Source organism: Escherichia coli DSM 30083 = JCM 1649 = ATCC 11775, from assembly GCF_003697165.2.
Lineage (GTDB): Bacteria > Pseudomonadota > Gammaproteobacteria > Enterobacterales > Enterobacteriaceae > Escherichia > Escherichia coli.
In genome coordinates, this window is record NZ_CP033092.2 from 4,621,288 (window position 1) to 4,647,984 (window position 26,697).

Sequence of the window (26,697 nt, forward strand, 5' to 3'; positions counted from 1 at the left end):
TCCTGTGGGAAAGCGAACCCGCCCTTGCGGGCGGGATAAGAACTTAAGCGGTTTGTGCCAGGTGAGCTTCAATTTTGCTCATAATGGCGTCAGCACGCTTTACCGCGTCGCTGATGTTGACACGCACGATAGTCTTGCCAGCAAAACGCTCTTCAAATTTGATGCCGATATCTTTGGTCAAAATCACCATATCGGCGCTTGCCACGTCTTCCGCAGTCAGTTCATTTTCCAGACCAATCGACCCCTGGGTTTCTACTTTCACTTCCCAGCCTTTCGCTTTCGCGGCGCTTTCCAGCGCCTCTGCCGCCATATAAGTATGGGCAACACCTGAAGGACATGCGGTTACTGCGATAATTTTCGTCATGGCTCGTTCCTCAATTAATTAATTTCAAAATCCAGATCCAGGTCGTCTTCCTTCTCTTCAGTTGAAGACCCATTTTTACGCGCCAGACTTTTCAGCACGTTCACGCAGACTGCCGTCACAACCGCCCCGACAGCCACTGCCGCGATGTAACCCAACTTACCTTCAACCACCGGCAGCACAATCAGACCACCCCAGCCTGCATAGCACTGCGCACCGACCAGCGCCGCAGTTACCGCACCACAAACTGAACCGACCATGATGGAAGGAATGACACGCAGCGGATCGGCAGCGGCGAAAGGAATCGCCCCTTCAGTAACGCCAACACAGCCCATCACCAGTGCCGCCTTGCCGGTTTCGCGCTCTTCTGCGGAGAAATTTTTACGACCAATCAGCGTCGCCAGCCCCATCCCCAGCGGTGGAACACAAATCCCAACAGCGGCAATAGCCACCACGGTATAAACACCCTGAGCAACGCAAATCAGCATGAAGGCATAGGCCACTTTGTTAACCGGGCCGCCCATATCGAACGCCAGCATCAGACCCATGATCACCGCCAGCATAACAATGCTGCCCTGCTGCATCCCCTGAAGCCACTGGGTCAGGCTGTTGGTCAACGCCCCCACCGGCTCGCCCAGCCCCCACATCATGACGCCAGCGGTAATCAGTGTGCCGACGATTGGAATGATGAAGATTGGCATCACCGAGCGCAGAACTTTATGCACCGGAATTTTCTTCAGGTAATGCACCACGATGCCGCCGATAATCCCGGCGATCAGCGCACCAAAGAAGCCCGCGCCAAAGCTGTTACCAACCCAGGCACCGATAGCGCATGGAGCCAGCGCAGAACGTTCTGCAATGGAATAACCGATGTAAGCGGCGAGGAAAGGCACCATCAGCGTCAAACCTGCAACGCCGATATCAAACAGTTTTTTCAGATTCGGATCGGCTACGGCATCCGGCACTGCGCCTTTGCCATACAACATGACGGAAACCGCCAGCAAAATACCGCCCGATACCACGAAGGGAATCATGTGTGAAACGCCCGTCATTAAATGCTGACGGGTATTTTTCAGGATCTGCACCAACTCATTCATAAGCTGCTCCCGGGCTTGCGAAAGCCCATGTCCATATTTTTGATGGAAGAAACAATAGGCAATCGCAGGCGGAGCAAACAGTGGATAAAAAGGCCATTTACTGGACTTTTGTAATATCAGTACAAAAATGCGATCCGCCTCATAACTTGCGATAATCCGGAAGCATGCCGCAAAACGGCGTCTTGTGAGACGCGTCGCAAATTGACGGTTACATTACATTTGTCCAGCTTTTGGCAGATTTGTCACATGGCAGGCCGTTACCGTGCGCTCTTATCCTGTAAACAGAAAACCGTACCGGGAGAAAGGCAATGGCCCTGATTGTGGAATTTATTTGTGAGCTACCTAACGGCGTCCATGCGCGTCCGGCAAGCCACGTTGAAACGCTGTGTAATACTTTTTCATCACAAATTGAGTGGCATAACCTGCGCACTGACCGCAAGGGCAACGCCAAAAGCGCCCTTGCGCTGATTGGCACCGATACGCTGGTGGGCGATAACTGCCAGTTACTGATTTCCGGGGCCGACGAACAGGAAGCGTACCAGCGTTTAAGCCAATGGCTGCGCGATGAATTCCCCCACTGCGACGCACCGCTGGCGGAAGTAAAATCTGACGAACTGGAACCACTGCCGGTTTCACTGACCAATCTGAATCCGCAAATTATCCGTGCTCGCACCGTGTGCAGTGGTAGCGCAGGCGGCATTCTGACGCCGATCTCTTCTTTAGATCTCAATGCGCTGGGTAATCTTCCCGCAGCCAAAGGCGTTGACGCCGAACAATCCGCACTGGAAAACGGTCTGACGCTGGTACTGAAAAACATAGAGTTTCGTCTGCTGGATAGCGACGGTGCTACCAGCGCGATTCTGGAAGCGCACCGATCCCTGGCTGGCGATACTTCCCTGCGCGAACATTTACTGGCAGGTGTCAGCGCCGGATTAAGCTGCGCCGAAGCGATTGTTGCCAGTGCGAATCACTTTTGCGAAGAGTTCGCCCGTTCCAGCAGCAGCTACCTGCAAGAACGTGCCCTGGACGTACGCGACGTCTGCTTCCAGTTACTCCAGCAAATCTACGGTGAGCAACGCTTCCCGGCACCGGGCAAACTGACGCAGCCCGCCATTTGTATGGCTGATGAACTGACCCCCAGCCAGTTCCTCGAACTGGATAAAAATCATCTCAAAGGTCTGTTACTGAAAAGTGGCGGCACCACCTCACATACTGTGATCCTTGCCCGTTCGTTCAACATTCCGACGCTGGTAGGTGTGGATATTGCTGCCCTTACTCCGTGGCAGCATCAGACGATTTATATCGACGGCAACGCAGGGGCGATTGTGGTTGAGCCAGGGGAATCCGTGGCCCGTTATTATCAGCAAGAAGCCCGCGTACAGGACGCTCTGCGTGAGCAACAGCGTGTCTGGCTGACCCAGCAAGCGCGTACCGCTGACGGTATCCGCATTGAAATTGCCGCTAACATCGCTCACTCCGTGGAAGCGCAGGCCGCATTCGGCAATGGTGCGGAAGGCGTTGGTTTGTTCCGCACTGAAATGCTCTATATGGATCGCACCAGTGCACCGGGCGAAAGCGAGCTGTACAACATTTTTTGTCAGGCGCTGGAGTCTGCCAACGGACGCAGCATTATTGTGCGCACTATGGACATTGGCGGTGATAAACCCGTTGATTATCTGAACATTCCGGCAGAAGCTAACCCGTTCCTCGGTTATCGCGCGGTGCGTATTTATGAAGAATACGCGTCGTTGTTTACCACACAACTACGGTCGATCCTGCGCGCCTCTGCTCACGGCAGCCTGAAAATCATGATCCCGATGATCTCCTCAATGGAAGAGATCTTATGGGTGAAAGAAAAACTGGCGGAAGCCAAACAGCAACTGCGTAACGAACACATTCCGTTTGATGAGAAGATCCAGCTCGGCATCATGCTGGAAGTGCCGTCGGTGATGTTCATCATCGATCAATGCTGCGAAGAGATTGATTTCTTTAGTATTGGTAGTAATGACCTGACGCAATATCTACTGGCAGTGGATCGCGATAACGCTAAGGTGACTCGTCACTACAACAGCCTGAATCCGGCCTTCTTGCGGGCGCTCGATTACGCCGTGCAGGCGGTGCATCGCCAGGGCAAATGGATTGGTCTGTGCGGTGAACTGGGAGCGAAAGGTTCCGTGCTGCCGTTGCTGGTCGGTTTAGGGCTGGATGAACTCAGCATGAGCGCACCATCAATTCCGGCGGCGAAAGCGCGGATGGCGCAACTTGATAGCCGTGAGTGCCGCCAGTTGCTCAACCAGGCAATGGCCTGCCGTACTTCGCTGGAAGTGGAACACCTGCTGGCGCAATTCCGCATGACCCAACAGGACGCACCGCTGGTCACCGCCGAGTGCATCACACTGGAAAGCGACTGGCGCAGCAAAGAAGAAGTGCTCAAAGGCATGACCGATAACCTGCTGCTGGCGGGCCGCTGCCGCTATCCGCGTAAACTGGAAGCCGACTTGTGGGCGCGCGAGGCCGTTTTCTCTACCGGTCTGGGCTTTAGTTTCGCCATTCCCCACAGTAAATCGGAACACATTGAGCAATCCACCATCAGCGTAGCGCGTCTGCAAGCGCCAGTGCGCTGGGGCGATGATGAAGCGCAATTCATCATTATGTTAACCCTGAACAAACACGCCGCGGGCGATCAACATATGCGCATTTTCTCGCGCCTCGCTCGTCGCATCATGCACGAAGAATTCCGTAATGCGCTGGTTAACGCCGCCTCTGCCGACGCTATCGCCAGCCTGCTGCAACATGAACTGGAACTGTAAAAGGAAACATCATGGAACTGTATCTGGACACCGCTAACGTCGCAGAAGTCGAACGTCTGGCACGCATATTCCCGATTGCCGGGGTGACAACTAACCCGAGCATTATCGCTGCCAGCAAGGAGTCCATCTGGGAAGTGCTGCCGCGCCTTCAAAAAGCGATCGGTGATGAGGGCATTCTGTTTGCTCAGACCATGAGCCGCGACGCGCAGGGTATGGTGAAAGAAGCGAAACACCTGCGCGACGCTATTCCGGGCATTGTGGTGAAAATTCCGGTAACCTCTGAAGGTCTGGCAGCAATTAAAATGCTGAAGAAAGAAGGCATTACTACGCTGGGAACCGCAGTGTACAGCGCCGCGCAAGGATTACTGGCGGCGCTGGCTGGAGCCAAATACGTTGCTCCATACGTTAACCGCGTAGATGCCCAGGGCGGTGACGGCATTCGTACTGTACAGGAGTTGCAAGCGTTACTGGAAATGCATGCGCCAGAAAGCATGGTGCTGGCTGCCAGCTTTAAAACACCACGTCAGGCGCTGGATTGTTTGCTGGCTGGATGTGAATCCATCACACTGCCCTTAGATGTAGCGCAACAAATGCTTAACACCCCTGCGGTAGAGTCAGCTATAGAGAAGTTCGAGCACGACTGGAATGCCGCATTTGACACTACTCATCTCTAAAGGAGTAATTATGGACCGCATTATTCAATCACCAGGTAAATACATCCAGGGCGCAGATGTAATTAATCGTCTGGGCGAGTACCTGAAGCCACTGGCGGAACGCTGGTTAGTGGTGGGTGACAAATTTGTTTTAGGTTTTGCTCAATCCACTGTCGAGAAAAGCTTTAAAGATGCTGGACTGGTAGTAGAAATTGCGCCGTTTGGCGGTGAATGTTCGCAAAATGAGATCGACCGTCTGCGTGGCATCGCGGAGACTGCGCAGTGTGGCGCAATTCTCGGTATCGGTGGCGGAAAAACCCTCGATACTGCCAAAGCACTGGCACATTTCATGGGTGTTCCGGTAGCGATCGCACCGACTATCGCTTCTACCGACGCACCGTGCAGCGCATTGTCTGTTATCTACACCGATGAGGGTGAGTTTGACCGCTATCTGCTGTTGCCAAATAACCCGAATATGGTCATTGTCGACACCAAAATCGTCGCTGGCGCGCCCGCGCGTCTGTTAGCGGCGGGTATTGGCGATGCGCTGGCAACCTGGTTTGAAGCGCGTGCCTGTTCCCGTAGCGGCGCGACCACCATGGCGGGTGGCAAGTGCACTCAGGCAGCGCTGGCACTGGCTGAACTGTGCTACAACACCCTGCTGGAAGAAGGCGAAAAAGCGATGCTTGCCGCCGAACAGCATGTAGTGACTCCGGCGCTGGAGCGCGTGATTGAAGCGAACACCTATTTGAGTGGCGTTGGTTTTGAAAGCGGCGGGCTGGCGGCGGCACACGCGGTACATAACGGCCTGACCGCTATCCCGGACGCGCATCACTATTATCATGGTGAAAAAGTAGCATTCGGTACGCTGACGCAGCTGGTGCTGGAAAACGCGTCGGTGGAGGAAATCGAAACCGTAGCTGCGCTTAGCCATGCGGTAGGTTTGCCAATAACTCTCGCTCAACTGGATATTAGAGAAGATGTCCCGGCGAAAATGCGAATTGTGGCAGAAGCGGCATGTGCAGAAGGTGAAACCATCCACAACATGCCTGGCGGCGCGACGCCAGATCAGGTTTACGCCGCACTGCTGGTAGCCGACCAGTATGGTCAGCGTTTCCTGCAAGAGTGGGAATAACCTACTCCAAACTCCCGGCTTGTCCGGGAGTTTGAACGCAAAATTGCCTGATGCGCTACGCTTATCAGGCCTACGCAATCTCTGCAATATAGTAAATTTACGTACTTTTGTAGGCCGGATAAGGCGTTCACGCCGCATCCGGCACGCTGTGCCAGTAATCTGAAACTTCCACCTTGTTCGGGTGTTTTTTTATCCGCTTCTGGACATTTTCTCCACAGAACAATCGTTAGCCCGGAAGGTCGAATCTGTGACTCTTATTTTCACGGACGAAACAGATGAAAGCTTCACTGGCGTTATTCAGTCTTCTGACGTTATTTACCAGTTACTCCTTAAAATCTCCCGCCGTTCCACCAACCGTGGTACAAATCCAGGCTAACACCAATCTTGCCATCGCAGACGGCGCCAGACTGCAAATCGGCAGCACGCTATTTTACGATCCGGCGTATGTGCAGCTTACCTATCCTGGCGGTGATGTCCCGCAAGAACGCGGCGTATGTTCCGATGTGGTGATCCGTGCATTGCGCAGCCAGAAGGTCGATTTGCAGAAACTGGTGCACGAAGATATGGCGAAGAATTTTGCTGCGTACCCGCAAAAATGGCAGTTAAAGCGCCCGGACAGCAACATCGATCACCGTCGGGTGCCTAATCTGGAAACCTGGTTTACCCGCCACGATAAAACACGCCCCACCAGCAAGAACCCCAGTGACTATCAAGCGGGCGATATTGTCTCCTGGCGATTAGATAACGGGCTGGCACATATTGGGGTGGTGTCAGATGGCTTCGCCCGCGACGGTACGCCGCTGGTGATACATAACATTGGCGCAGGCGCGCAGGAAGAAGATGTACTGTTTAGCTGGCAGATGGTGGGGCACTATCGGTATTTTGCTAAATAAGAGATCTCCCCACATGAAGAAAAAATTCAGATCCTTTTTACACTGACGGCTTCTTTTTTCTTACGGCTCACCAGCGCCAGTGCCAGTACAATCAGCACAATACCGCTACCTTCAACTGCCCCCGGATTCTCACCGAGCAGCCACCAGGAAAAGAGTACGCCGCAAACGGGAACGGCCAGTGTGCTTAAGCTGGCAATACTGGCAGGCAAGTTTTTCAATACAAACAACCATAAGCTCCAGGCCAGCGCTGTCGCCAGAATCGCACTGTAGGCCAGCGCCCAGAACACGGTGGGTTGCCAGTCAATTTCACGTTGCGGCACCAGTAAAGCGACCACGCTCATCACCAGCGCCGCATACAGCATCTGCCAGGATGTTAGCGACAATAAATCCACGCGCGGATGGCGGGCATACAGACGTTTAGCAACAATCGCGCTCGCCCCCCAACTCACACCGGAGAGGATTGCCAGCATGGCACTTTTCATCGAAGAGAAATCGAGTTGCCACGGCTGCAACACCAAAAATAAGCCGAAAGCGGCAATCAGTATCGCGAAATATTGCCCACGTCGCAGGCGTTCACCGAGAAACAACGCGGCGAAAATTACCACCCAGAACGGCATGGTATAGCTCAGGATTGCCACCTTCCCCGCTCCGCCGCTGACCAGCGCCCACTGTGCCAGGCCAACCATCCCGCAGGTTTGTAACAGGGCAATGGCTAAGGTGTATTTAAACGGCGTCGGGCGCATTCCGCGACCACGTAATAAAAGGACGATGAATAAAACGAGAGCGCCGAAAATGCAGCGTAAGGCGGTGAAGTCGAAGGCACCGATGTAGCTGGTGACTTGCTTCATGAAAATCCAGCTATAACTCCAGATAAGTGTGAGCACAACCAGGCCACTGATTGCCAGTGGGTTGCTCTTTCCTGCGGCAGACATGAGAGATCCAGTGTGTAGTTTTCCTGTGGACACTATACGCCGGTAAAGAAACTTCAGCGACTGCATGAAAGGCAGTCGCTGAAGAAGGTCAGATTACAGCAGGTCGAAACGGTCGAGGTTCATCACTTTCACCCACGCTGCCACGAAGTCTTTAACAAACTTCTCGTGGGCATCGCTGCTGGCGTAGACTTCCGCCACCGCACGCAGGACAGAGTTAGAACCAAAGACCAGATCCGCACGGCTGGCTGTGTATTTCACTTCGCCAGTTTCGCGGTCACGGCCTTCGAACAGTTCTTTCGATTCGTCGGTCGCTTTCCACTCGTAACGCATATCCAGCAAGTTCACGAAGAAGTCATTGCTCAATACACCAACGCGGTCAGTGAAGACGCCGTTTTTGCTGCCATCGAAGTTGGCACCCAGTACGCGCATCCCGCCCACCAGCGCAGTCATTTCCGGCGCGGTCAGCGTCAGTTGCTGTGCTTTATCAATCAACAGTGACTCGGTGGTGGAAACGTCCAGACGAGCGCGATAGTTACGGAAACCGTCAGCAATTGGTTCCAGCAGTTCGAACATCTCAATGTCAGTCTGATCCTGACGCGCATCAACGCGACCCGGCGCAAACGGTACATGAATGCTCAAACCTGCGGCGCTTGCGGCTTTCTCAACGCCAACCACACCTGCCAGCACGATGATATCCGCCAGCGAAGCTTTGCCAGACTCTTTCTGAATTTTCTCCAGAACTGGCAGAGCACGAACGGCTGCGGCGTTCACATCCCAGTCACGCTGCGGCATTAATGCCAGACGCGCACCGTTGGCACCACCACGTTTGTCGCCACCACGGAAGGTAGAAGCAGACGCCCAGGCCACCGATACCAGCTCACTAACAGACAGACCAGAATCCGCAATCGCGAATTTCAGATCGATAATGTCCTGCTCGGTCGGGTTGTAGATCGGCTGCGGCAGCGGATCTTGCCAGATCAGATCTTCTTTCGGTACTTCCGGTCCGATGTAACGAGATTTCGGCCCCATATCCCTGTGCGTCAGTTTGAACCAGGCACGAGCAAAGGCTTCGTTGAACGCCTGCGGATCGTTGAGGAAACGACGAGAGATCTTCTCGAACTCAGGATCAAAACGCAGCGTCAGGTCGGTCACCAGCATCGTCGGTTTACGTTTCTTCGACGGATCAAACGGATCCGGGATAATTTCCGGTGCGTCTACCGCTTCAAACTGGATTGCACCAGCCGGGCTGCGGGTCTGTACCCACTCATACTTGAACAAGTTCTCGAAGAAATAGTTGCTCCACTGGGTCGGCGTCTGGGTCCAGACCACTTCCAGACCAGAGGTAATGGCATCTGCGCCAACGCCGCTGCCGTAAGTGCTCGCCCAGCCTAAACCTTGTTCTTCAATCGGTGCAGCTTCTGGATCAGGACCTACGTTTGATGTCGGACCAGCACCGTGGGTTTTACCCAGCGTATGACCACCCGCAATCAGCGCCACGGTTTCTTCGTCATTCATGCCCATGTTGCCGAAGGTCGCGCGGATAGCTGCTGCCGCCGAAAGTGGTTCGCCGCTGTGATCCGGGCCTTCCGGGTTAACGTAAATCAGGCCCATCTCGGTTGCACCCAGCGGTGCTTTCGCCAGCGCTTCCGGATGACGGTGAGTCAGCCAGGCTTTTTCATCACCCCAGTTAACATCCAGATCCGGTTCCCAGACGTCTTCACGACCGGCACCAAAACCGAAGGTACGGAAGCCGGAGTTTTCCAGCGCCACGTTACCCGCGAGGATAAACAGGTCGGCCCAGGAGATTTTCTGACCATATTTCTGTTTGATTGGCCACAACAGGCGACGCGCTTTATCGAGGCTTACGTTATCCGGCCAGGAGTTCAGCGGTGCAAAACGTTGCTGACCACGACCCGCGCCGCCGCGACCGTCGATTGAACGGTAAGTACCCGCGCCGTGCCAGGCCATACGAATAAACAGACCGGCGTAGCTGCCCCAGTCGGCTGGCCACCACGGTTGAGATTCTGTCAGCAGGGCTTTCAGATCTTTTTTCAGGCCGTAGTAATCTAATTTGCTGAATTCTTTGCGGTAGTCAAAGTCCTCACCCAGCGGGTTAGAACGATTAGAATGTTGGTTTAACAGGTCAACACGGAGTTGATTTGGCCACCAGTCGCGCGTGGTTGTGCCCCCACCTGCGCTCTGGTCGTGACCGCCTTGATGGAACGGGCATTTGCCGGTGGCTGTCGTGTTATGGATATCGTCTGACGTGCTCATCAATGTGCTCCCCTCTACAGTGTTACCGTTACGATACACAGCGTTAGAGAGAAGTTATAATTGAATTAATCCACGGATGCGATAGTTGAGATCTTACATATTGTTGGTTAAAGAGATGTAGATCAAATTGATCGTAATTAAGACTTTTTGATTATGTCCGATTTAGGATAAATGCTTTATAAAAAAGGGTTTTAGATTTGTATCCTTCAAGTAATGAGGGAGAAAACAAGGCTGATAACCTTATTTTCCCGCCCTCATTTCGAGGCAGCATTTTGTGCTCTGTTTAAAATTTGTGATCACTGTGTGATTTTCACAAAAGGCACACTATTTATAAACCAGGTCGAACACCCAGTGTATGGCAAATCGCGTAACTCATTTCAGCGCGGTTAAGCGTATAGAAGTGGAAATCTTTCACTCCTTCACGGCTTAAAATCTTCACCATATCCATGGCAATATTCGCGCCCACCAGCTTGCGGGTTTCAGCATCGTCATCCAGGCCGTCGAACATTTGTGCCATCCACGCCGGAATACGCACGTTGGTCATGTCGGCAAATTTCTTCGCCTGTTTAAAGTTCGAAACCGGCAAAATTCCCGGAATGATTTCCACATCAATGCCTGCCGAGACGCAGCGATCGCGAAAACGCAGGTAGCTTTCGACATCGAAGAAGAACTGAGTAATGGCGCGGTTGGCTCCGGCATCCACTTTTCGTCTCAGGTTGAGTAAATCGGCCTGGGCACTTTTCGCTTCTGGATGTACTTCCGGATACGCCGCCACGGAGATATCGAAATCTGCCACTTCTTTTAACAGCGTCACCAGGTCAGAAGCATACATTTCTGGCTTACCACTTCCCGGCGGCAGGTCGCCACGCAGCGCCACGATATGGCGAATACCGTTATTCCAGTAGTCGCGTGCAATGATCCGCAGCTCGGCAGGCGTCGCATCAATGCAGGTAAGATGCGGTGCCGCTTCCAGGCCGGTGCGATCTTTAATGCCTTTAATAATGCTGTGCGTACGGTCGCGCTCGCCGGAGTTTGCGCCATAGGTCACCGATACAAACTTCGGTTTCAGGCTGCTAAGGCGATCGATGGAGTTCCACAGGGTCTGCTCCATTTCACTGGTACGCGGCGGGAAAAATTCGAACGAAACGTTAATCTGCCCCTGGACTTCTGCCAGACTCTGATTCAGGGCATCCCGCTGGCTGGCGTGAAAAAAGCTCATACCTTACCTCATCAATCGCTTATCGTTATATGTTGTGTTGTGCACATCTATCCGTTTAGACGTCCAGATGTAAAGATGAAGGAAAAGCCGAAGGGCGTCAACCGAAAAATAACCAATGATGGTGAGGAAAAATCAGGGAAGATGAAAAAAACTCATCTTAATTAGAGGCGATAAAAGATTTCTCTATAGCGCAATCCACCTCGCACGTTTTGACTCATATTCTGACAACACAGCGACACCTGGGCTAATTCGAAAAACAACGTCCTGCCACCGGATGGTGATGTTAAGGCATCTGATTTGGCCTGCGCCCTCGCGTAGGCCGAATACAGGATCTGCGCAATCAACGGGTAACAAACAGTTGAGTCAATTCAGTGCGCACTTTTATTTGATATCCTTCACGCGCATACCGTTGAGCTGTTCATCCGTAATGGTGTTGCCCGCTTTGAAGTAATCAACCACCGCGTGATAAACGTAATAACCGCCCGTTATGTTACGCGCTTTCCCTTCGGTAAAGGCGGTAAAACCATCTCCACCATCAGCAAGGAAACTCTGAGTAGCAATGTGATAAACCGTCGCATCTTCAATGGGTTTGCCATTCAGAGTCAGTGTGATTACCCGCTGACCAACCGGCTTGCTGCTGTCGTACTTCATTTCCAGGCCTTTCGATACCTGTAAAACGCCATTGCTTAAACTTGCGCCGTGTTCCATCAGACTGCGTAATTGTTTACCCGTGAGTTCCATCGTCACCAGTTCGTTGGGGAACGGGAACGTACTGATGACGCCGCCCATCGTAATCGCCCCTGCGGGGATCTCATTGCGGATACCACCAGAGTTTGTTAACGCCAGTTGGGTATTTTTACCCGCTGCTGCCAGTAAAGCGTCAGCCGCCAGGTTCCCGAGGTAAGCCGATTCACCATAGGCACGTTTTAATTCAACCGGCGATTGCGCCACCGTTTGTTGCACCACTTCATCAAGCTTTTTATTCCAGCCGTCGATCACCTGTTTCGTTTGCGGATCGGGCTTCCACTCGTCAGCGTAAATGGTTTTAAGCTCGAAGTTTTTCACCGTAAAATTATGCGGCTTCTCTTTGTAGTCGAGAACCAGTTTGCCCACATCAATCCCGCCGCTGTCAGTGGAGAGGATGAGCGTATTGCCGACTTTAATCGGTTCCGGCGTACCCACATGTGCATGTCCGGTGATCAAAATATCCAGCCCTTTCACCTGACTTGCCGTCTGAATATCTTTATCCAACGCGCGACGCACATCTGTGCCTCCCATACTGGACTGGCGGGCTGGAACACCTTCGTGGATCAGGGCGACGGTCAAATCAACCTTGCCTTTGAGTTCATCGATATAACGTTGTAGCCATTTAATTTCATCGCGCGCTTCAATACCCACGCGCGTGGCAGCAGATACCGTATCATTGAAGGCAAATACTCCGTGCAAACCTATAACGCCAATTTTCACGCCGTCTTTTTCGATGATGGTATAGGGCTTATCCCAGAATGATTTACTGCTGTTCTGATAAAAAATATTGCCCTGCACAATAGGGAATTTTGCCTGGCTCAACTGTAATAATGTGTTGTCCCAGCCGTGGTCAAATTCATGGTTGCCTATTGTGACGGCATCAAACGGCATAGTATTCATAATATCGATAATAGCCTTACCTTTGGTCAGGCTGCTGATATATGGCCCGGTAAAATAGTCGCCCGCATCAAAAAACCATGTCGCTTTATTTTTTGCTTTTTCTTGCTTAACCAGCGTAGTGATATTTGCCCAGCCGCCAATATCCCGTTTACCGTCAGCGATCCACGGCACTTTATAAGGTTCTACATGCGCATGGAGGTCGTTGGTATAAATAATAGTGACATCTTTAGCGCAAGCCCAGAACGGCAGTGTTAATGCGATACCCGCAGCAAGTATTTTAATTTTCATAAACAATCCCTTTCAGTGAGATAAAGGATTGCTACATTACGTTCTGAAAGACTTATTTATGTGAGAGTAATCACATCCGCAGGGGATAGTTGCCGGACAAAATCAACGACCTTGTGAAATCGTTGGTGATATATGTCGACTCTGTTTACGATTAATGCCTGTAAAACGTTCGGTTGCCGAAATTTGGGATTGGCCTCATCGGAAGATTACAGTTGGCCAGACTATAAACTGGGTTATCCGGCACTGCACTGTCGGGCATGTGGCAGTTACCCGCCGTTGTTTGACGAGCAACAATTTCGTGACTGGTTGTCAGTTCACTTGTCTACTTATGCAATTGAGAAAGGCCATTTCTGCCCGGTATGTTATGGCACAGACATGATTTGTTATGGTCACAATCCACAGGGTTCGCAACGCATTCAATGCCGTAACTGCAAAAAAGTCTGGACGCCTAAAAAATATCAGAAAGAAATTACGCATCCCCAGGCCATTGAAACCGTTCAACTGTTCATACCCTTTCAAGGGGCCAGCGCAGTACAAAAACTGTATGTTTTAGTCAGTCTTGACGCCACTCGTGGCAACATTCTTCATCTCTCCACGAATTATACGCAACATCAGACAGGAGACAGTCTGCGGTACAGTTACAAGGGCAACACAGAACCAACTATGCACCATCGCGATATCGTGCAGAAGGTAGATATGCGTGAAGCGCAATTCTTGCGCCGGAGCCAGTTCGATGAAATTCAGTATGGCAGTGCTGTACTCAAGCGCAACGGTAAGGGAGCCATACTACGCCCGGTTATCACGGCACACGGGCATTTCAGAATACTGAAAATCCGCTATCCAGATGTCAAAACGCATATTATTTCACACGAATGTTTTCTAAGAGGCGCAATTATTACAGCCTGGGCAGATCAGTTCCGCCAACAACAAGGTGAACTTTGGTTCGTAGAAGAAGAAATCAGTGACAGTAACGCTGATACGCCCTGGCATTTTAAGGGAACGACATACCATGGTTGGTGGCAAAATCAGTGGCAGCGCTGGGAGCAGGGGAATAATTGCAAGATGGTCTGCCTACTCACGGGAGCCAGCTTAGAAAGGGGCGCAAATGTTTCTCTGGCAACCAGTCGTTGTTTTATCACATGGCTGACAGACCAACACGACTTTACCCAAAGCGCGTTATTATCCGCAGGTCGCGTAACGCAAATGCTGACCTCACTGGCGTTAAAATACAATGAATCGCTCACTCCATCTTGTTAGTCAATACACTCGACAAACGACCATAAATTAAGAGAGATCACTACCTTTCATTTAATTAAATATATAAATGTATGACCGTGAAATATAATCATGGTCAATGTTTAATTAATAACATTATTTGTTACTAAGATCACACAATACTTTTCTGAACTATGCTTACATAAAATAAGACACGATGTGCCTTTTATTTAAATAATTCAACAAATGTAACACACCCTATCCAGGAGGGATGATGAAAACTGTATTTACAACATTATCAGTCATATTCGGCGTGATATTTTCTCACAGTGTTCTAGCTCAGGACGTTACTATTTATTATACGAATGACATTCACGCACATGTCAATCCGGCAAAAATCCTCGCTGTTGATAAGAACAGACTTATAGGTGGTATGGCTAATATTGCAGGCATCGTTAATGAAGCGAAGAAAAAAAGCAAAGATGTGTTTTTCTTTGATGCAGGCGACTATTTTACCGGGCCGTATATCAGCACCCTGACCAAAGGTGAAGCTATTATTGATATCATGAACACTATGCCCTTTGATGCGGTGTCTGTTGGTAATCACGAGTTCGATCACGGTGTGCCCAATATGGTGTCTCAGTTATCAAAAGCAAAATTCCCCATTCTGCTGGGAAATATCTACTACACCGATACGAATAAACCAGTTTGGGATCATCCGTGGACCATTATCGAAAAAGATGGTTTAAAGATTGGTGTGATTGGATTGCATGGCGCATTCGCTTTCTATGATACAGTCGCGGCAAAAGCACGTGAAGGCGTAGAAGCCAGAGACGAAATTAAATATTTAAATAAAGCACTTGCAGAATTAAAAGGTAAAGTCGACATAACCGTTTTGCTAATTCACGAAGGTGTCCCGGCGCGTCAATCAAGCTTTGGTAGTAAAGATGTGGAGCGGCTACTACAGGCAGATATTGAGACAGCTAAAAAAGTGAATGGTGTTGATGTCTTAATTACCGGTCACGCACATGTCGGAACACCGCAACCAATAAAAGTTAATAACACATTAATTGTATCTACCGATGCATACGGCACCAACATCGGAAAACTTGTGCTTGATTACAATCCGAAAACGAAGAAAATTGATAGTTATAATGGTGAGTTAATCACCATCTTTGCAGATCAATTTAAACCTGACACCATCGTTCAAAATACTATTGATAAATGGAGTGCAAAGCTTAACAAAATAACACAGGAAGTTGTCGGCCATTCTCCCGTAGTTTTAACACGTGAGTATGGTAGTTCCTCTTCTACCGGCAACCTTATTCTTGATGCAATGATGGAAAAAACACCTGATGCCGTTGCCGGATTTCAAAATAGCGGTGGGATGCGAGCTGATTTTCCTAAAGGCGATATCACACTGGGAGATGTTATTAGCACATTCCCCTTTAATAATGACCTCATCGAGATGGATTTGACGGGCCGCGATCTCAAATCATTGATGACGCATGCAACCAATCTAACTAACGGTGTGTTACAGGTTTCAAAAAGCGTTGCGGTTGTCTATGACAGCAAAAAACCACTCAACCAACGGTTAATCTCTTTCACCATTAACGGCAAACCCGTGGAAGATAATCAAACATATCGTATTGCCACGCACTCCTTTTGTGCCAGTGGTGGTGACGGTTTTGAAGCATTTTTGAATGGAAAAAATGTGAAGACGATACCGGGAACAACCTCGGCGGAATCTATCATCGATTATTTCAAAAATCATAAACCTGTCACCCCAGACTTAACTAAACGAGTCATGGACGTCGCCAAATAAAATCTCATTTATCAGTCAATTTATTTAACAAGGAATGCGAATGAAAACAGCGCAGCGTACTTTATTTGCCGCAACATTGCTGACTATTTTTTCGACCTCAGTTATGGCGCAGGATGTCACGATTATTTATACCAATGATCTTCACGCCCATGTGGATTCCTATAAAGTACCGTATGTCGCAGACGGAAAACGCGACATTGGTGGCTTTGCCAATATATCCACGTTAGTAAAACAAGAGAAAGCCAAAAATAAAGCCACCTTTTATTTTGATGCTGGAGACTATTTCACCGGGCCATATATCAGTAGCCTGACAAAGGGCGAAGCAATAATTGATATTATGAATACCATGCCTTTTGACGCAGTATCAATCGGTAATCATGAGTTTGACCATGGCTGGGATAATGCCCTCCGACAATTAAGCAAAGCGAATTTCCCTGTTTTATTAGGCAATGTTTATCATAAAGAGAGTGAGAAACCCTTCTGGAACAAGCCCTACACCATCCTGGAAAAAGATGGCATCAAGATTGGTATTGTTGGGCTACACGGCGTATTTGCATTTAATGACACTGTCTCGGAGCTCTCTCTCCAGGGACTCGATAATGACAATAATAACCGATTTGATAAATCTTCCGCGACCCTCAAGAATCAGGGGATTGAAGCACGTGATGAAGTGAAGTATTTGCAGCATTATATCGACGAGTTACGTGATAAGGTTGACCTCACCGTGGCGCTGGTTCATGAAGGCGTACCGGCGCGTCAGTCCAGCATTGGCAATACAGATGTTAGACGTGCGCTGGATAAAGATATTCAAACCGCAAGCAAGGTGAAAGGATTGGATATTCTGATTACCGGGCATGCCCACGTCGGAACGCCAGAACCAATCAAAGTCGGCAACACCTTAATCCTTTCGACTGACAGTGGCGGTATCGATATTGGTAAATTAATCCTTGATGTCAACCCTACAGCTCGTACTCATAAAGTGAAGAGCTTTGAGCTGAAAACGGTTTATGCCGATGAATGGATACCCGATCCAACCACACAAAAAGTTATCAATAGCTGGAATAAAAAACTGGCGGATCTTGTACGCCAACCAGTCGGTGAATCATCGATTGCATTAACTCGTGCCTACGGTGAGTCATCGCAACTTGGCAACCTGTTTACCGATGCAATGCTTGTCGCTGCACCGACTGCACAAATTGCGTTGATAAACTCCGGCAGTTTACGTGCTGATATAAATGCAGGCACGATTACCTTTGGTGACATTACCAGTACATTCCCCTTCAAGAATGAACTTACTGAAATGGATCTCAGCGGTAAGGATCTGCGTAACCTACTGGAGCACGGGGCATCGCTTACCAATGGCATCCTGCAAATGTCAAAAGGCGCAGAAATGCGCTATACCCTGCAGAAACCAGTAGGTCAGCGCATTGTATCTTTTAAAATTAATGGTGAAGAGATCGTTGATACGAATATTTACCATGTTGCGACTACGACTTTCCTTGCACTTGGGGGCGATGGTTTTCTGGCATTCAAAGAAGGGAAAAATGTCCAGGTCCGCGCCGGAAATAACATGTCCAATGTCGTAATCGATTATTTTAAGAAAGGCCACAAGATTACTCCTGCACAGGTAAATGAAATGCGGGTAGAAGTAAGCAAATAACAAAAACTTATAATACCATTCATTCACTGGATGACATTATTTCTCTCTAAATCAACAATATATAAGAGATATATTTATGTATATAAAAAAGCACTGGATAGCTTTATCCATTCTATTAATACCTTGCATTGGAAACGCTCAGGAAATTAAAATTGATGAAAGCTGGTTACATCAAAGCTTGAATGTCATTGGTCGCACAGACTCTCGCTTTGGCCCAAGACTGACTAACGACCTCTACCCTGAATATACTGTAGCAGGAAGAAAAGACTGGTTTGATTTTTATGGTTATGTTGATCTACCGAAATTCTTTGGCGTCGGCAGTCACTATGATGTTGGGATCTGGGATGAGGGCTCACCACTATTTACGGAAATAGAACCTCGGTTTTCCATTGACAAATTGACCGGATTAAATCTTGCGTTCGGCCCATTTAAAGAATGGTTTATTGCAAACAACTATGTCTATGATATGGGTGACAACCAGTCATCCCGGCAAAGTACATGGTATATGGGGCTTGGTACAGATATCGACACGGGTCTACCAATTAAGCTTTCTGCCAATATATACGCCAAGTATCAGTGGCAAAACTATGGTGCCGCTAATGAAAATGAATGGGACGGATATCGATTCAAAATAAAATATAGCATCCCTCTTACAAATTTATTCGGAGGACGATTGGTATACAATAGTTTTACTAACTTTGATTTTGGCTCCGATCTTGCGGACAAGTCACACAATAATAAACGAACCAGTAATGCTATTGCTTCAAGCCATATCCTTTCCCTTCTATATGAACACTGGAAATTTGCATTTACACTACGTTATTTTCACAACGGTGGACAATGGAATGCGGGAGAGAAGGTTAACTTCGGAGATGGTCCATTTGAATTAAAAAATACAGGATGGGGAACCTATACTACTATTGGTTATCAATTTTAAATTAGGTGACATTTTAGATATTGTTACTTAATGTCATTTTGTAATTGTCATTAATAACTTCACCATTCACTCTGTTACTTCATCGCTCAACACAAAAGCCCCCTTATTACCGGGGGCACTGACCAAAGGCAAAATGACAATCAATCACCACTTCCCCAGGAAGAGGTTTAGGGGTGACAACAAAAGCTGGCAACTGCCAGCTTTTGTTCAATAATCACTACAACAACTGCGCCAGTCGGTTAATATCCGACTGAATCGCCCCGGCTGTGACGTCGCGCCCTGCACCTGGCCCGCGGATCACCAGCGGGTTGTCGCGATACCAGCGGCTTTCGATGGCAAAGACGTTATCGCATGGCAGTAGTGATGCCAGCGGATGGTCTTCACGCACCGCTTCCACGCCCACACGCGCTTTGCCGTTGGCATCGAAACGCGCCACGTAGCGCAGCACCAGCCCCATTTCGCGGGCCGCTTCCAGTCGTTGCACCATCTGCTCGTTAAGTTCATCGCCATTTTCAAAGAAATGGTCGATGCTGCCGCCTTCGCAATGGGCAGGTACCAGTGATTCAACACGTACCTGGTCCGATTCAATGTTGTAACCCGCTTCACGCGCCAGAATCACCAGCTTGCGCATCACGTCTTTGCCGGAAAGGTCATCACGCGGGTCAGGCTCGGTTAAGCCCTGCTGCCACGCCTGATCCACCAGTTCGGTAAACGGCACGCTACCGTCGAATTGCAGGAACAGCCAGGAGAGCGTGCCAGAGAAGATCCCACTGATCGACAAAATGGTATCGCCGCTGTCGATCAGATCGCGCACGGTATGGTTGATCGGCAAGCCCGCACCGACGGTGGCGTTGTACAGCCAGTGACGCCCGGTTTTTTCGAAGGCGTCGTGGATCTGGCGATATTTATTGCTGTCGCTTGCTCCTGCCAGTTTGTTGGCACTGATGACGTGGAAACCGTGGCTGGCGAAATCAAGATACTGGTCAGCGAGCTGCTGGCTGGCGGTAACGTCCAGCACCACTAAATCATCATACGGATGGGCGCGCATCCACAGGAACAGCGACTCTTCATCCTGCTCGACCGCTTCATCGTTGAAGAAGGCTAGCGCGCGGCTGGCATCCAGCCCGTCATAACTCAACAGGCTGCGGCGGCTGTCCACCACGCCTGCCAGCACAAATTCAAAGCCGGTGCGTGCCGAAAGCGTGCTCTGCTCACGGGCGAACAGTTCCAGCCAGCGGGAACCGATATTGCCCTTGCCGAACAATACCAGGCCGATGCGTTTTTCCGCACGGAAGACGGACTGATGCAGCCCCTGAATCAGGCTTTCGGTCGGGCCGGTGCGCAGTACTGCCACCAGGCTGATGCCATCATCAGACTGCCAGGTAAACTCGACCGGCTGGCCTTTCAGTTGCTGCCAGAAGCGGTGGCAATGCAGCGGGTTACGGGTGACGCCCGCCCCAACCATCGCCACCAGCGCTAGCCCCTGACGCAGGCGCAGTTCGCCAGGTAATCCCGCTTCGTCGAGGATTTTCAGCGCACTGTCGGCCACTTCTGAGGTGTAGCAAAATTGCAGCAACTGGCGATCGTTATGCACGCCAACCGCCAGTGGGCGCACCTGAGCACGTTTCAGGATCTGGTCGATCTCTTTATGCGCCAGTTTGAAATCCTGGCTGGCGGGCACCTGAAACTCAATCAAGCAGACATCATCATGGCTGGTGACAATACGCGCACCAGTACCGGAGGCCAGCACGCGTTCAATGCGCGTGGAACCTTGATCCGGCGTGTAGCTACAGCGCAGTTGCAGGTCGATTTCGCTGCCAGAAACGGGCTGTAAAGTACGGGCATGAAGAACGGGAGCCGCCAGACGCGCCAGTTCGCTGGCTTCATCCAGACGCAGCAACGGCAGCAGGCAGGCATCTTTCACTTTACGCGGGTCGGCGCTATATACCCCGGCGACGTCGCTCCAAATGGTTACGCGAGAAACACCCGCCAGCGCACCGATTTGTGTCGCGGAATAGTCGGAACCGTTACGCCCAAGCAGCACCGTTTCACCGGCGTTGTTACGGCTGATAAACCCGGTCACCACCAGACGTTTGCCCGGATGTTGTACCAGTAGCTGTTGCAGCAACGGGTACGAAAGCCCTTCATCAACCTGCGGTTGCGCAGCGCGTTCAGCGCGTAAAAACTCGCGGGCATCAAGCCAGGCCGCTGGCAGCCCTTGTTGATTAAGCACCGCAGACATCAGGCGCGCCGACCACACTTCACCGTGGCCCACCACTTCCGCATACACCGCATCGTTAATACCGCTGTCGAGCAACGCAGCCAGGTGCTCAAGATCGCTGACAAAAGCGCTAATGAGGTTATCGGCTTCTTCGGCGGGTAGCAGGCCGCTAATCAGATCGCACTGATAACGACGTAATGTTTGTTGAACCTGATGCGCAGAGAGACGATCGGTCTGGCTTAGTTTCAACCAGTTAATCAACTGGTTAGTGGTGCTACCGGCGGCGGAAACCACCATCATATCGTCAGGCTGAGAGTACTCCGCCATAATGCCCGCGACACGCAAATAACACTTCACATCAGCCAGACTACTGCCACCAAATTTATGCAGTTGACGACCTTTCGCCCCTGCCTGCGCAATCACACTCATTTTTACCCCTTGTTTGCAGCCCGGAAGCCATTTTCCAGGTCGGCAATTAAATCTTCGCCATCTTCAATACCGGTGGAGATACGCAGCAGCGTCTCGGAGATCCCGGCGGCAGCACGCGCTTCTGGCGCCATGCCTGCATGTGTCATGGTTGCGGCGTGAGAGATTAAACTTTCCACTCCCCCTAATGATTCCGCCAGCGTAAACAACGACAGCTCGCCCAGGAAACGACGCAGCGTGTGCTCATCGCCATCCAGTTCAAAACTCAACATTGCGCCAAAGCCTTTTTGCTGGCGCGCGGCAATTTCATGCCCCTGATTTTCCGGCAGCGACGGGTGATACAGTTTTTTCACCAACGGCTGGGTTTGCAGATATTTCACAATCGCCTGCGCGTTGCGCTGGGCCAGCTCCATTCGCGGCACCAGCGTTCGCAACCCGCGCAGCAGCAGATAGCTGTCAAACGCGCCGCCCGTCACGCCAATATTGTTTGCCCACCAGGCAAGTTCAGTGACAACGTCCGGGTCTTTAGCAATCACTACGCCTGCCACCACGTCAGAGTGACCGTTCAGATATTTCGTGCATGAATGCAACACCAGATCGGCACCTAATGCCAGTGGATTTTGTAATGCCGGGCTTAAGAAGGTGTTATCCACCACGCTCACCGCCCCGACTTCCCTTGCCAGATGGCAGATTTTCGCAATATCCACGACGCGTAACAATGGATTACTTGGGCTTTCTACCAGTACCAGTTTGGGGTTTTCTGCCAGCGCTGCCCGTAATGCCTGTTCATCGCCTTGATCAACAAACAACACGCGATAGCAACCGCGTTTCGCCAGGCTGTCGAACAGGCGATAGCTACCGCCGTAGCAGTCGTGCGGCGCAACCAGCAGATCGCCAGGTTTCAAAAAGACGGTCGTTACCAGGTGAATCGCGGACATGCCGGTATTAGTAAGTACGGCACCAGCACCGCCTTCCAGTTCTGCCAGCGCACGCTGAACCACATCGCGCGTTGGGTTGCCGCGCCGCGAGTAATCATGCGCACGCGGTTCATTAAATCCGGTAAAGTTATAGGTACTGGAAAGATGGATGGGAGGGACAACGCAACCATACTGTTCGTCGTCATTTAACCCGCTACGCACTGCGATGGTGGCCTGTTTACGCGTCATGTGATGAAGTTCCCTGGGCTTGGTCGGTGAAATGTCAGGCACCAGAGTAAACATTGTGTTAATGGACGTCAATACATCTGGACATCTAAACTTCTTTGCGTATAGATTGAGCAAATCTCAAATAGCCGTTAAAATTATATGCATTATCACGCCGACAGGTGCATTACACGATGTCACGGTAACGCCTGTACGGTAAACTATGCGGGTTTACGGTCAGTACCCACATTCACTGTGTGGTCTGGTCTCAATTTATTGACGAAGAGGATTAAGTATCTCATGGCTGAATGGAGCGGCGAATATATCAGCCCATACGCTGAGCACGGCAAGAAGAGTGAACAAGTCAAAAAAATTACGGTTTCCATTCCTCTTAAGGTGTTAAAAATCCTCACCGATGAACGCACGCGTCGTCAGGTGAACAACCTGCGTCACGCGACCAACAGCGAGCTGCTGTGCGAAGCGTTTCTGCATGCCTTTACCGGGCAACCTCTGCCGGATGATGCCGATCTGCGTAAAGAGCGCAGCGACGAAATCCCGGAAGCGGCAAAAGAGATCATGCGTGAGATGGGGATTAACCCGGAGACGTGGGAATACTAAAGCGGAAAAGAGCGGCGCGGAGTTAACCAGCCGCTTTTTTCATACATGGACGTTTAACGATGAAAATCAGGCTACTGATCCCCGGCCTGCTGGTTTCTGTGCCTGCATTTGCCTGGCAACCACAAACCGGCGACATCATCTTTCAGGTCTCTCGCTCATCGCAAAGTAAAGCGATCCAACTGGCGACCCATTCCGATTACAGCCACACCGGTATGCTGGTGATACGCAACAAAAAGCCCTACGTTTTTGAAGCGGTCGGCCCGGTGAAATACACCCCGCTCAAGCAGTGGATTGCCCATGGTGAAAAGGGCAAATACGTTGTTCGCCGCGTTGAAGGCGGACTGAGTGTTGAACAACAGCAAAAACTGGCGCAAACGGCAAAACGTTATCTCGGCAAACCGTACGATTTCAGCTTCTCGTGGAGCGACGATCGCCAGTACTGTTCGGAAGTGGTGTGGAAGGTTTATCAGAATGCGCTGGGAATGCGCGTAGGCGAACAGCAGAAGTTGAAAGAGTTCGATCTCAGCAACCCGCTGGTCCAGGCGAAGCTCAAAGAACGCTACGGCAAAAATATTCCGCTTGAGGAAACGGTAGTTTCACCCCAAGCCGTTTTCGACGCGCCACAACTCACCACGGTCGCCAAAGAATGGCCGCTGTTTTCCTGGTAATACGACCAAAATTCAGGCACAAAAAAAGCGCCGTACGGCGCTTTTTTCGGAAATCCGGTCTTATTTGCTGCCCGGGATGTTGAAACGCTTGTTGAAGCGGTCAACACGGCCACCGGTAGCAACATCACGCTGTTTGCCAGTGAAGAACGGGTGGCACTTGCTGCACACGTCGAGGTTCAGGTCATGACCAACGGTGGAGCGGATTTTCATTACGTTACCGCAAGAGCAGCTAGCAGTAATTTCTTCGTATTTCGGGTGAATATCTTTTTTCATGGGAAAACCTCGGTTTAAGGCCGCGTCGCTCTTCCAGCCCTAACGCCAGACACCACGCGATGTTAAAAGTATAGCTTCAATACGATCATTTCGTACGAAGGCGCGAAATCATACAGAAATTAACCAGCATATGCAAACTGATCCGCACTCTTCTACGGCAATGTGTATACTAACCCACCGAATTTCAAGTCAGGATGATGCTATGCCCGTTGCCCACGTTGCCTTGCCCGTTCCGCTTCCTCGTACCTTTGACTATCTGCTGCCAGAAGGCATGACGGTTAAAGCCGGGAGTCGCGTGCGCGTGCCGTTTGGCAAACAACAGGAGCGTATCGGGGTTGTGGTGTCAGTGAGCGATGTCAGTGAGCTGCCGCTTAACGAGCTGAAAGCGGTAGTTGAAGTGCTGGACGTTGAGCCGGTATTTACTCACTCTGTCTGGCGATTACTGCTCTGGGCGGCAGATTACTATCATCATCCGATTGGCGATGTGCTGTTTCATGCCTTGCCGATTTTACTGCGCCAGGGGCGGCCTGCGGCGAACGCGCCGATGTGGTACTGGTTTGCCACTGAACAAGGTCAGGCGGTGGATCTGAACAGCCTGAAACGTTCGCCAAAGCAACAACAGGCGCTGGCAGCGTTACGGCAACGCAAAATCTGGCGTGATCAGGTCGCGGAACTTGAATTTAATGATGCCGCGTTGCAGGCACTGCGCAAAAAAGGTCTGTGTGATTTAGCAAGTGAAACACCAGAGTTTAGCGACTGGCGAACGAACTATGCCGTTTCTGGTGAGCGGTTGCGGTTGAATACCGAACAGGCCACCGCCGTTGGCGCAATTCATAGCGCGGCAGATACTTTTTCTGCCTGGCTGCTGGCGGGCGTTACCGGTTCCGGTAAAACGGAGGTTTATCTCAGTGTACTGGAAAACGTGCTCGCTCAGGGCAAACAGGCGCTGGTGATGGTGCCGGAAATCGGCCTGACACCGCAAACTATCGCCCGTTTTCGTGAACGTTTTAATGCCCCGGTGGAAGTTCTGCATTCCGGCCTGAACGACAGCGAGCGTCTTTCGGCGTGGTTGAAAGCGAAAAATGGCGAGGCGGCGATTGTCATCGGCACCCGCTCCGCGCTGTTTACGCCGTTTAAAAATCTCGGCGTGATTGTTATTGATGAAGAGCACGACAGCTCCTACAAGCAGCAGGAAGGCTGGCGCTATCATGCCCGCGACCTGGCGGTGTATCGCGCGCATAGCGAGCAAATCCCAATTATTCTTGGCTCCGCAACGCCCGCACTGGAAACGTTATGCAACGTGCAGCAGAAAAAATACCGCCTGCTGCGCCTGACCCGTCGGGCGGGCAATGCGCGCCCGGCAATTCAACATGTGCTGGATTTAAAAGGTCAGAAGGTGCAGGCAGGTCTGGCTCCGGCGTTAATCACCCGTATGCGCCAGCATTTACAGGCCGACAACCAGGTTATCCTCTTTCTTAACCGCCGGGGTTTTGCGCCTGCGCTACTGTGCCACGACTGTGGTTGGATAGCCGAATGCCCACGTTGCGATCACTACTACACGCTGCATCAGGCGCAACAGCATTTGCGCTGCCACCATTGCGACAGTCAGCGTCCGGTGCCGCGCCAGTGCCCTTCTTGCGGTTCCACGCACCTGGTCCCCGTGGGGCTGGGCACCGAACAGCTTGAACAGACGCTCGCGCCGTTGTTCCCTGGTGTCCCCATTTCTCGTATCGACCGCGATACCACCAGCCGCAAAGGGGCGCTGGAACAACAACTGGCGGAAGTACATCGCGGTGGCGCGAGGATTTTGATTGGCACGCAAATGCTGGCGAAAGGTCACCACTTTCCGGATGTGACGCTGGTGGCATTACTGGACGTGGACGGCGCGCTGTTTTCTGCCGATTTCCGCTCGGCGGAGCGTTTTGCCCAGCTTTACACCCAAGTGGCAGGCCGTGCCGGACGTGCCGGTAAACAGGGCGAAGTAGTTCTGCAAACGCACCATCCTGAACATCCGCTGTTGCAAACGTTGCTCTATAAAGGCTACGACGCCTTTGCCGAACAGGCACTGGCTGAACGACGCATGATGCAGCTGCCGCCGTGGACCAGCCATGTGATTGTGCGTGCGGAAGATCATAACAATCAGCACGCGCCATTGTTCCTGCAACAACTGCGTAATCTCATTCTCGCCAGCCCACTGGCAGACGAGAAACTGTGGGTTCTCGGTCCGGTTCCGGCGCTGGCCCCTAAACGTGGCGGTCGCTGGCGCTGGCAGATATTGTTGCAGCACCCTTCCCGCGTGCGCTTACAGCACATCATCAATGGTACGCTGGCGCTTATTAATACAATACCGGATTCCCGCAAGGTGAAATGGGTGCTGGATGTCGATCCGATTGAGGGTTAAAC

20 protein-coding genes are annotated in these 26,697 nt (G+C 51.0%); 11 read left to right on the plus strand and 9 right to left on the minus strand.

Going from position 1 to position 26,697, the window contains the following annotated elements:
* Positions 1-43: 43 nt before the first annotated feature.
* Positions 44-364 (minus strand): PTS fructose-like transporter subunit IIB, encoded by a 321-nt coding sequence (gene frwB, locus EAS44_RS23695; protein ID WP_000161265.1) that lies wholly within the window; start codon positions 362-364, stop codon positions 44-46.
* Between the two features lie 14 nt (positions 365-378).
* Positions 379-1,458, minus strand: coding sequence for a PTS fructose transporter subunit EIIC (gene frwC / locus EAS44_RS23700; RefSeq protein ID WP_001004469.1), 1,080 nt, complete (start codon positions 1,456-1,458; stop codon positions 379-381).
* Between the two features lie 308 nt (positions 1,459-1,766).
* On the opposite strand from frwC, the gene ptsP reads away from it, so the two are divergent.
* The 4 genes from ptsP to yijF all read left to right on the plus strand — a co-directional run bounded on the left by ptsP (position 1,767) and on the right by yijF (position 6,949).
* Positions 1,767-4,268, plus strand: coding sequence for a phosphoenolpyruvate--protein phosphotransferase (ptsP, locus tag EAS44_RS23705; RefSeq protein WP_001185153.1), 2,502 nt, complete (start codon positions 1,767-1,769; stop codon positions 4,266-4,268).
* An 11-nt stretch (positions 4,269-4,279) separates the two neighbouring features.
* Entirely contained in the window at positions 4,280-4,942 is a 663-nt protein-coding gene (fsa, locus tag EAS44_RS23710) for a fructose-6-phosphate aldolase (RefSeq protein ID WP_000424854.1), read from the plus strand.
* 10 nt (positions 4,943-4,952) lie between these two features.
* A complete protein-coding gene (gene gldA / locus EAS44_RS23715; protein ID WP_000374010.1) occupies positions 4,953-6,056 on the plus strand; it encodes a bifunctional L-1,2-propanediol dehydrogenase/glycerol dehydrogenase in 1,104 nt (367 codons plus the stop codon).
* 275 nt (positions 6,057-6,331) lie between these two features.
* Positions 6,332-6,949 (plus strand): DUF1287 domain-containing protein, encoded by a 618-nt coding sequence (yijF, locus tag EAS44_RS23720; protein ID WP_000647851.1) that lies wholly within the window; start codon positions 6,332-6,334, stop codon positions 6,947-6,949.
* 26 nt (positions 6,950-6,975) lie between these two features.
* On the opposite strand, the gene yijE is transcribed toward yijF, so the two are convergent.
* The 4 genes from yijE to EAS44_RS23740 form a co-directional block, all read right to left on the minus strand.
* A complete protein-coding gene (yijE, locus tag EAS44_RS23725) occupies positions 6,976-7,881 on the minus strand; it encodes a cystine transporter YijE (protein ID WP_001271242.1) in 906 nt (301 codons plus the stop codon).
* 93 nt (positions 7,882-7,974) lie between these two features.
* Complete coding sequence (gene katG, locus EAS44_RS23730) at positions 7,975-10,155, minus strand: catalase/peroxidase HPI (RefSeq protein ID WP_001296626.1); 2,181 nt, start codon at positions 10,153-10,155, stop codon at positions 7,975-7,977.
* A 328-nt stretch (positions 10,156-10,483) separates the two neighbouring features.
* The gene (gene metF / locus EAS44_RS23735) at positions 10,484-11,374 is read right to left on the minus strand and encodes a methylenetetrahydrofolate reductase (protein WP_000007515.1); all 891 of its coding nucleotides are present in this window, start codon (positions 11,372-11,374) and stop codon (positions 10,484-10,486) included.
* Between the two features lie 381 nt (positions 11,375-11,755).
* Positions 11,756-13,309, minus strand: a complete 1,554-nt coding sequence (locus EAS44_RS23740; RefSeq protein WP_000694069.1) for a bifunctional metallophosphatase/5'-nucleotidase — start codon at positions 13,307-13,309, stop codon at positions 11,756-11,758.
* Positions 13,310-13,441: 132 nt separating this feature from the next.
* On the opposite strand from EAS44_RS23740, the gene EAS44_RS23745 reads away from it, so the two are divergent.
* The 4 genes from EAS44_RS23745 to EAS44_RS23760 all read left to right on the plus strand — a co-directional run bounded on the left by EAS44_RS23745 (position 13,442) and on the right by EAS44_RS23760 (position 18,946).
* Positions 13,442-14,566, plus strand: coding sequence for a hypothetical protein (locus tag EAS44_RS23745; protein ID WP_000105536.1), 1,125 nt, complete (start codon positions 13,442-13,444; stop codon positions 14,564-14,566).
* A gap of 232 nt (positions 14,567-14,798) precedes the next feature.
* Positions 14,799-16,349 (plus strand): bifunctional metallophosphatase/5'-nucleotidase, encoded by a 1,551-nt coding sequence (locus EAS44_RS23750; protein ID WP_000859437.1) that lies wholly within the window; start codon positions 14,799-14,801, stop codon positions 16,347-16,349.
* A gap of 40 nt (positions 16,350-16,389) precedes the next feature.
* Positions 16,390-18,009 (plus strand): bifunctional metallophosphatase/5'-nucleotidase, encoded by a 1,620-nt coding sequence (locus tag EAS44_RS23755; RefSeq protein ID WP_001331537.1) that lies wholly within the window; start codon positions 16,390-16,392, stop codon positions 18,007-18,009.
* 76 nt (positions 18,010-18,085) lie between these two features.
* Positions 18,086-18,946, plus strand: coding sequence for a nucleoside-specific channel-forming protein Tsx (locus tag EAS44_RS23760; protein WP_000275563.1), 861 nt, complete (start codon positions 18,086-18,088; stop codon positions 18,944-18,946).
* 217 nt (positions 18,947-19,163) lie between these two features.
* On the opposite strand, the gene metL is transcribed toward EAS44_RS23760, so the two are convergent.
* Together metL and metB are read right to left on the minus strand one after the other, a co-directional pair.
* Complete coding sequence (metL, locus tag EAS44_RS23765) at positions 19,164-21,596, minus strand: bifunctional aspartate kinase/homoserine dehydrogenase II (RefSeq protein WP_000110755.1); 2,433 nt, start codon at positions 21,594-21,596, stop codon at positions 19,164-19,166.
* Between the two features lie 2 nt (positions 21,597-21,598).
* Positions 21,599-22,759 (minus strand): cystathionine gamma-synthase, encoded by a 1,161-nt coding sequence (gene metB / locus EAS44_RS23770; RefSeq protein WP_000197200.1) that lies wholly within the window; start codon positions 22,757-22,759, stop codon positions 21,599-21,601.
* Between the two features lie 276 nt (positions 22,760-23,035).
* Here metB and metJ point away from each other — a divergent pair, with 276 nt between their 5' ends.
* Entirely contained in the window at positions 23,036-23,353 is a 318-nt protein-coding gene (gene metJ / locus EAS44_RS23775) for a met regulon transcriptional regulator MetJ (RefSeq protein WP_000852812.1), read from the plus strand.
* 59 nt (positions 23,354-23,412) lie between these two features.
* A complete protein-coding gene (yiiX, locus tag EAS44_RS23780; protein WP_000702319.1) occupies positions 23,413-24,021 on the plus strand; it encodes a YiiX family permuted papain-like enzyme in 609 nt (202 codons plus the stop codon).
* A gap of 60 nt (positions 24,022-24,081) precedes the next feature.
* On the opposite strand, the gene rpmE is transcribed toward yiiX, so the two are convergent.
* A complete protein-coding gene (gene rpmE, locus EAS44_RS23785; RefSeq protein WP_000710769.1) occupies positions 24,082-24,294 on the minus strand; it encodes a 50S ribosomal protein L31 in 213 nt (70 codons plus the stop codon).
* A 202-nt stretch (positions 24,295-24,496) separates the two neighbouring features.
* On the opposite strand from rpmE, the gene priA reads away from it, so the two are divergent.
* Positions 24,497-26,695: a primosomal protein N' gene (gene priA, locus EAS44_RS23790; RefSeq protein ID WP_001350873.1), complete on the plus strand. Its 2,199-nt coding sequence runs from the start codon at positions 24,497-24,499 to the stop codon at positions 26,693-26,695.
* The last annotated feature ends 2 nt before the right edge of the window (positions 26,696-26,697 follow it).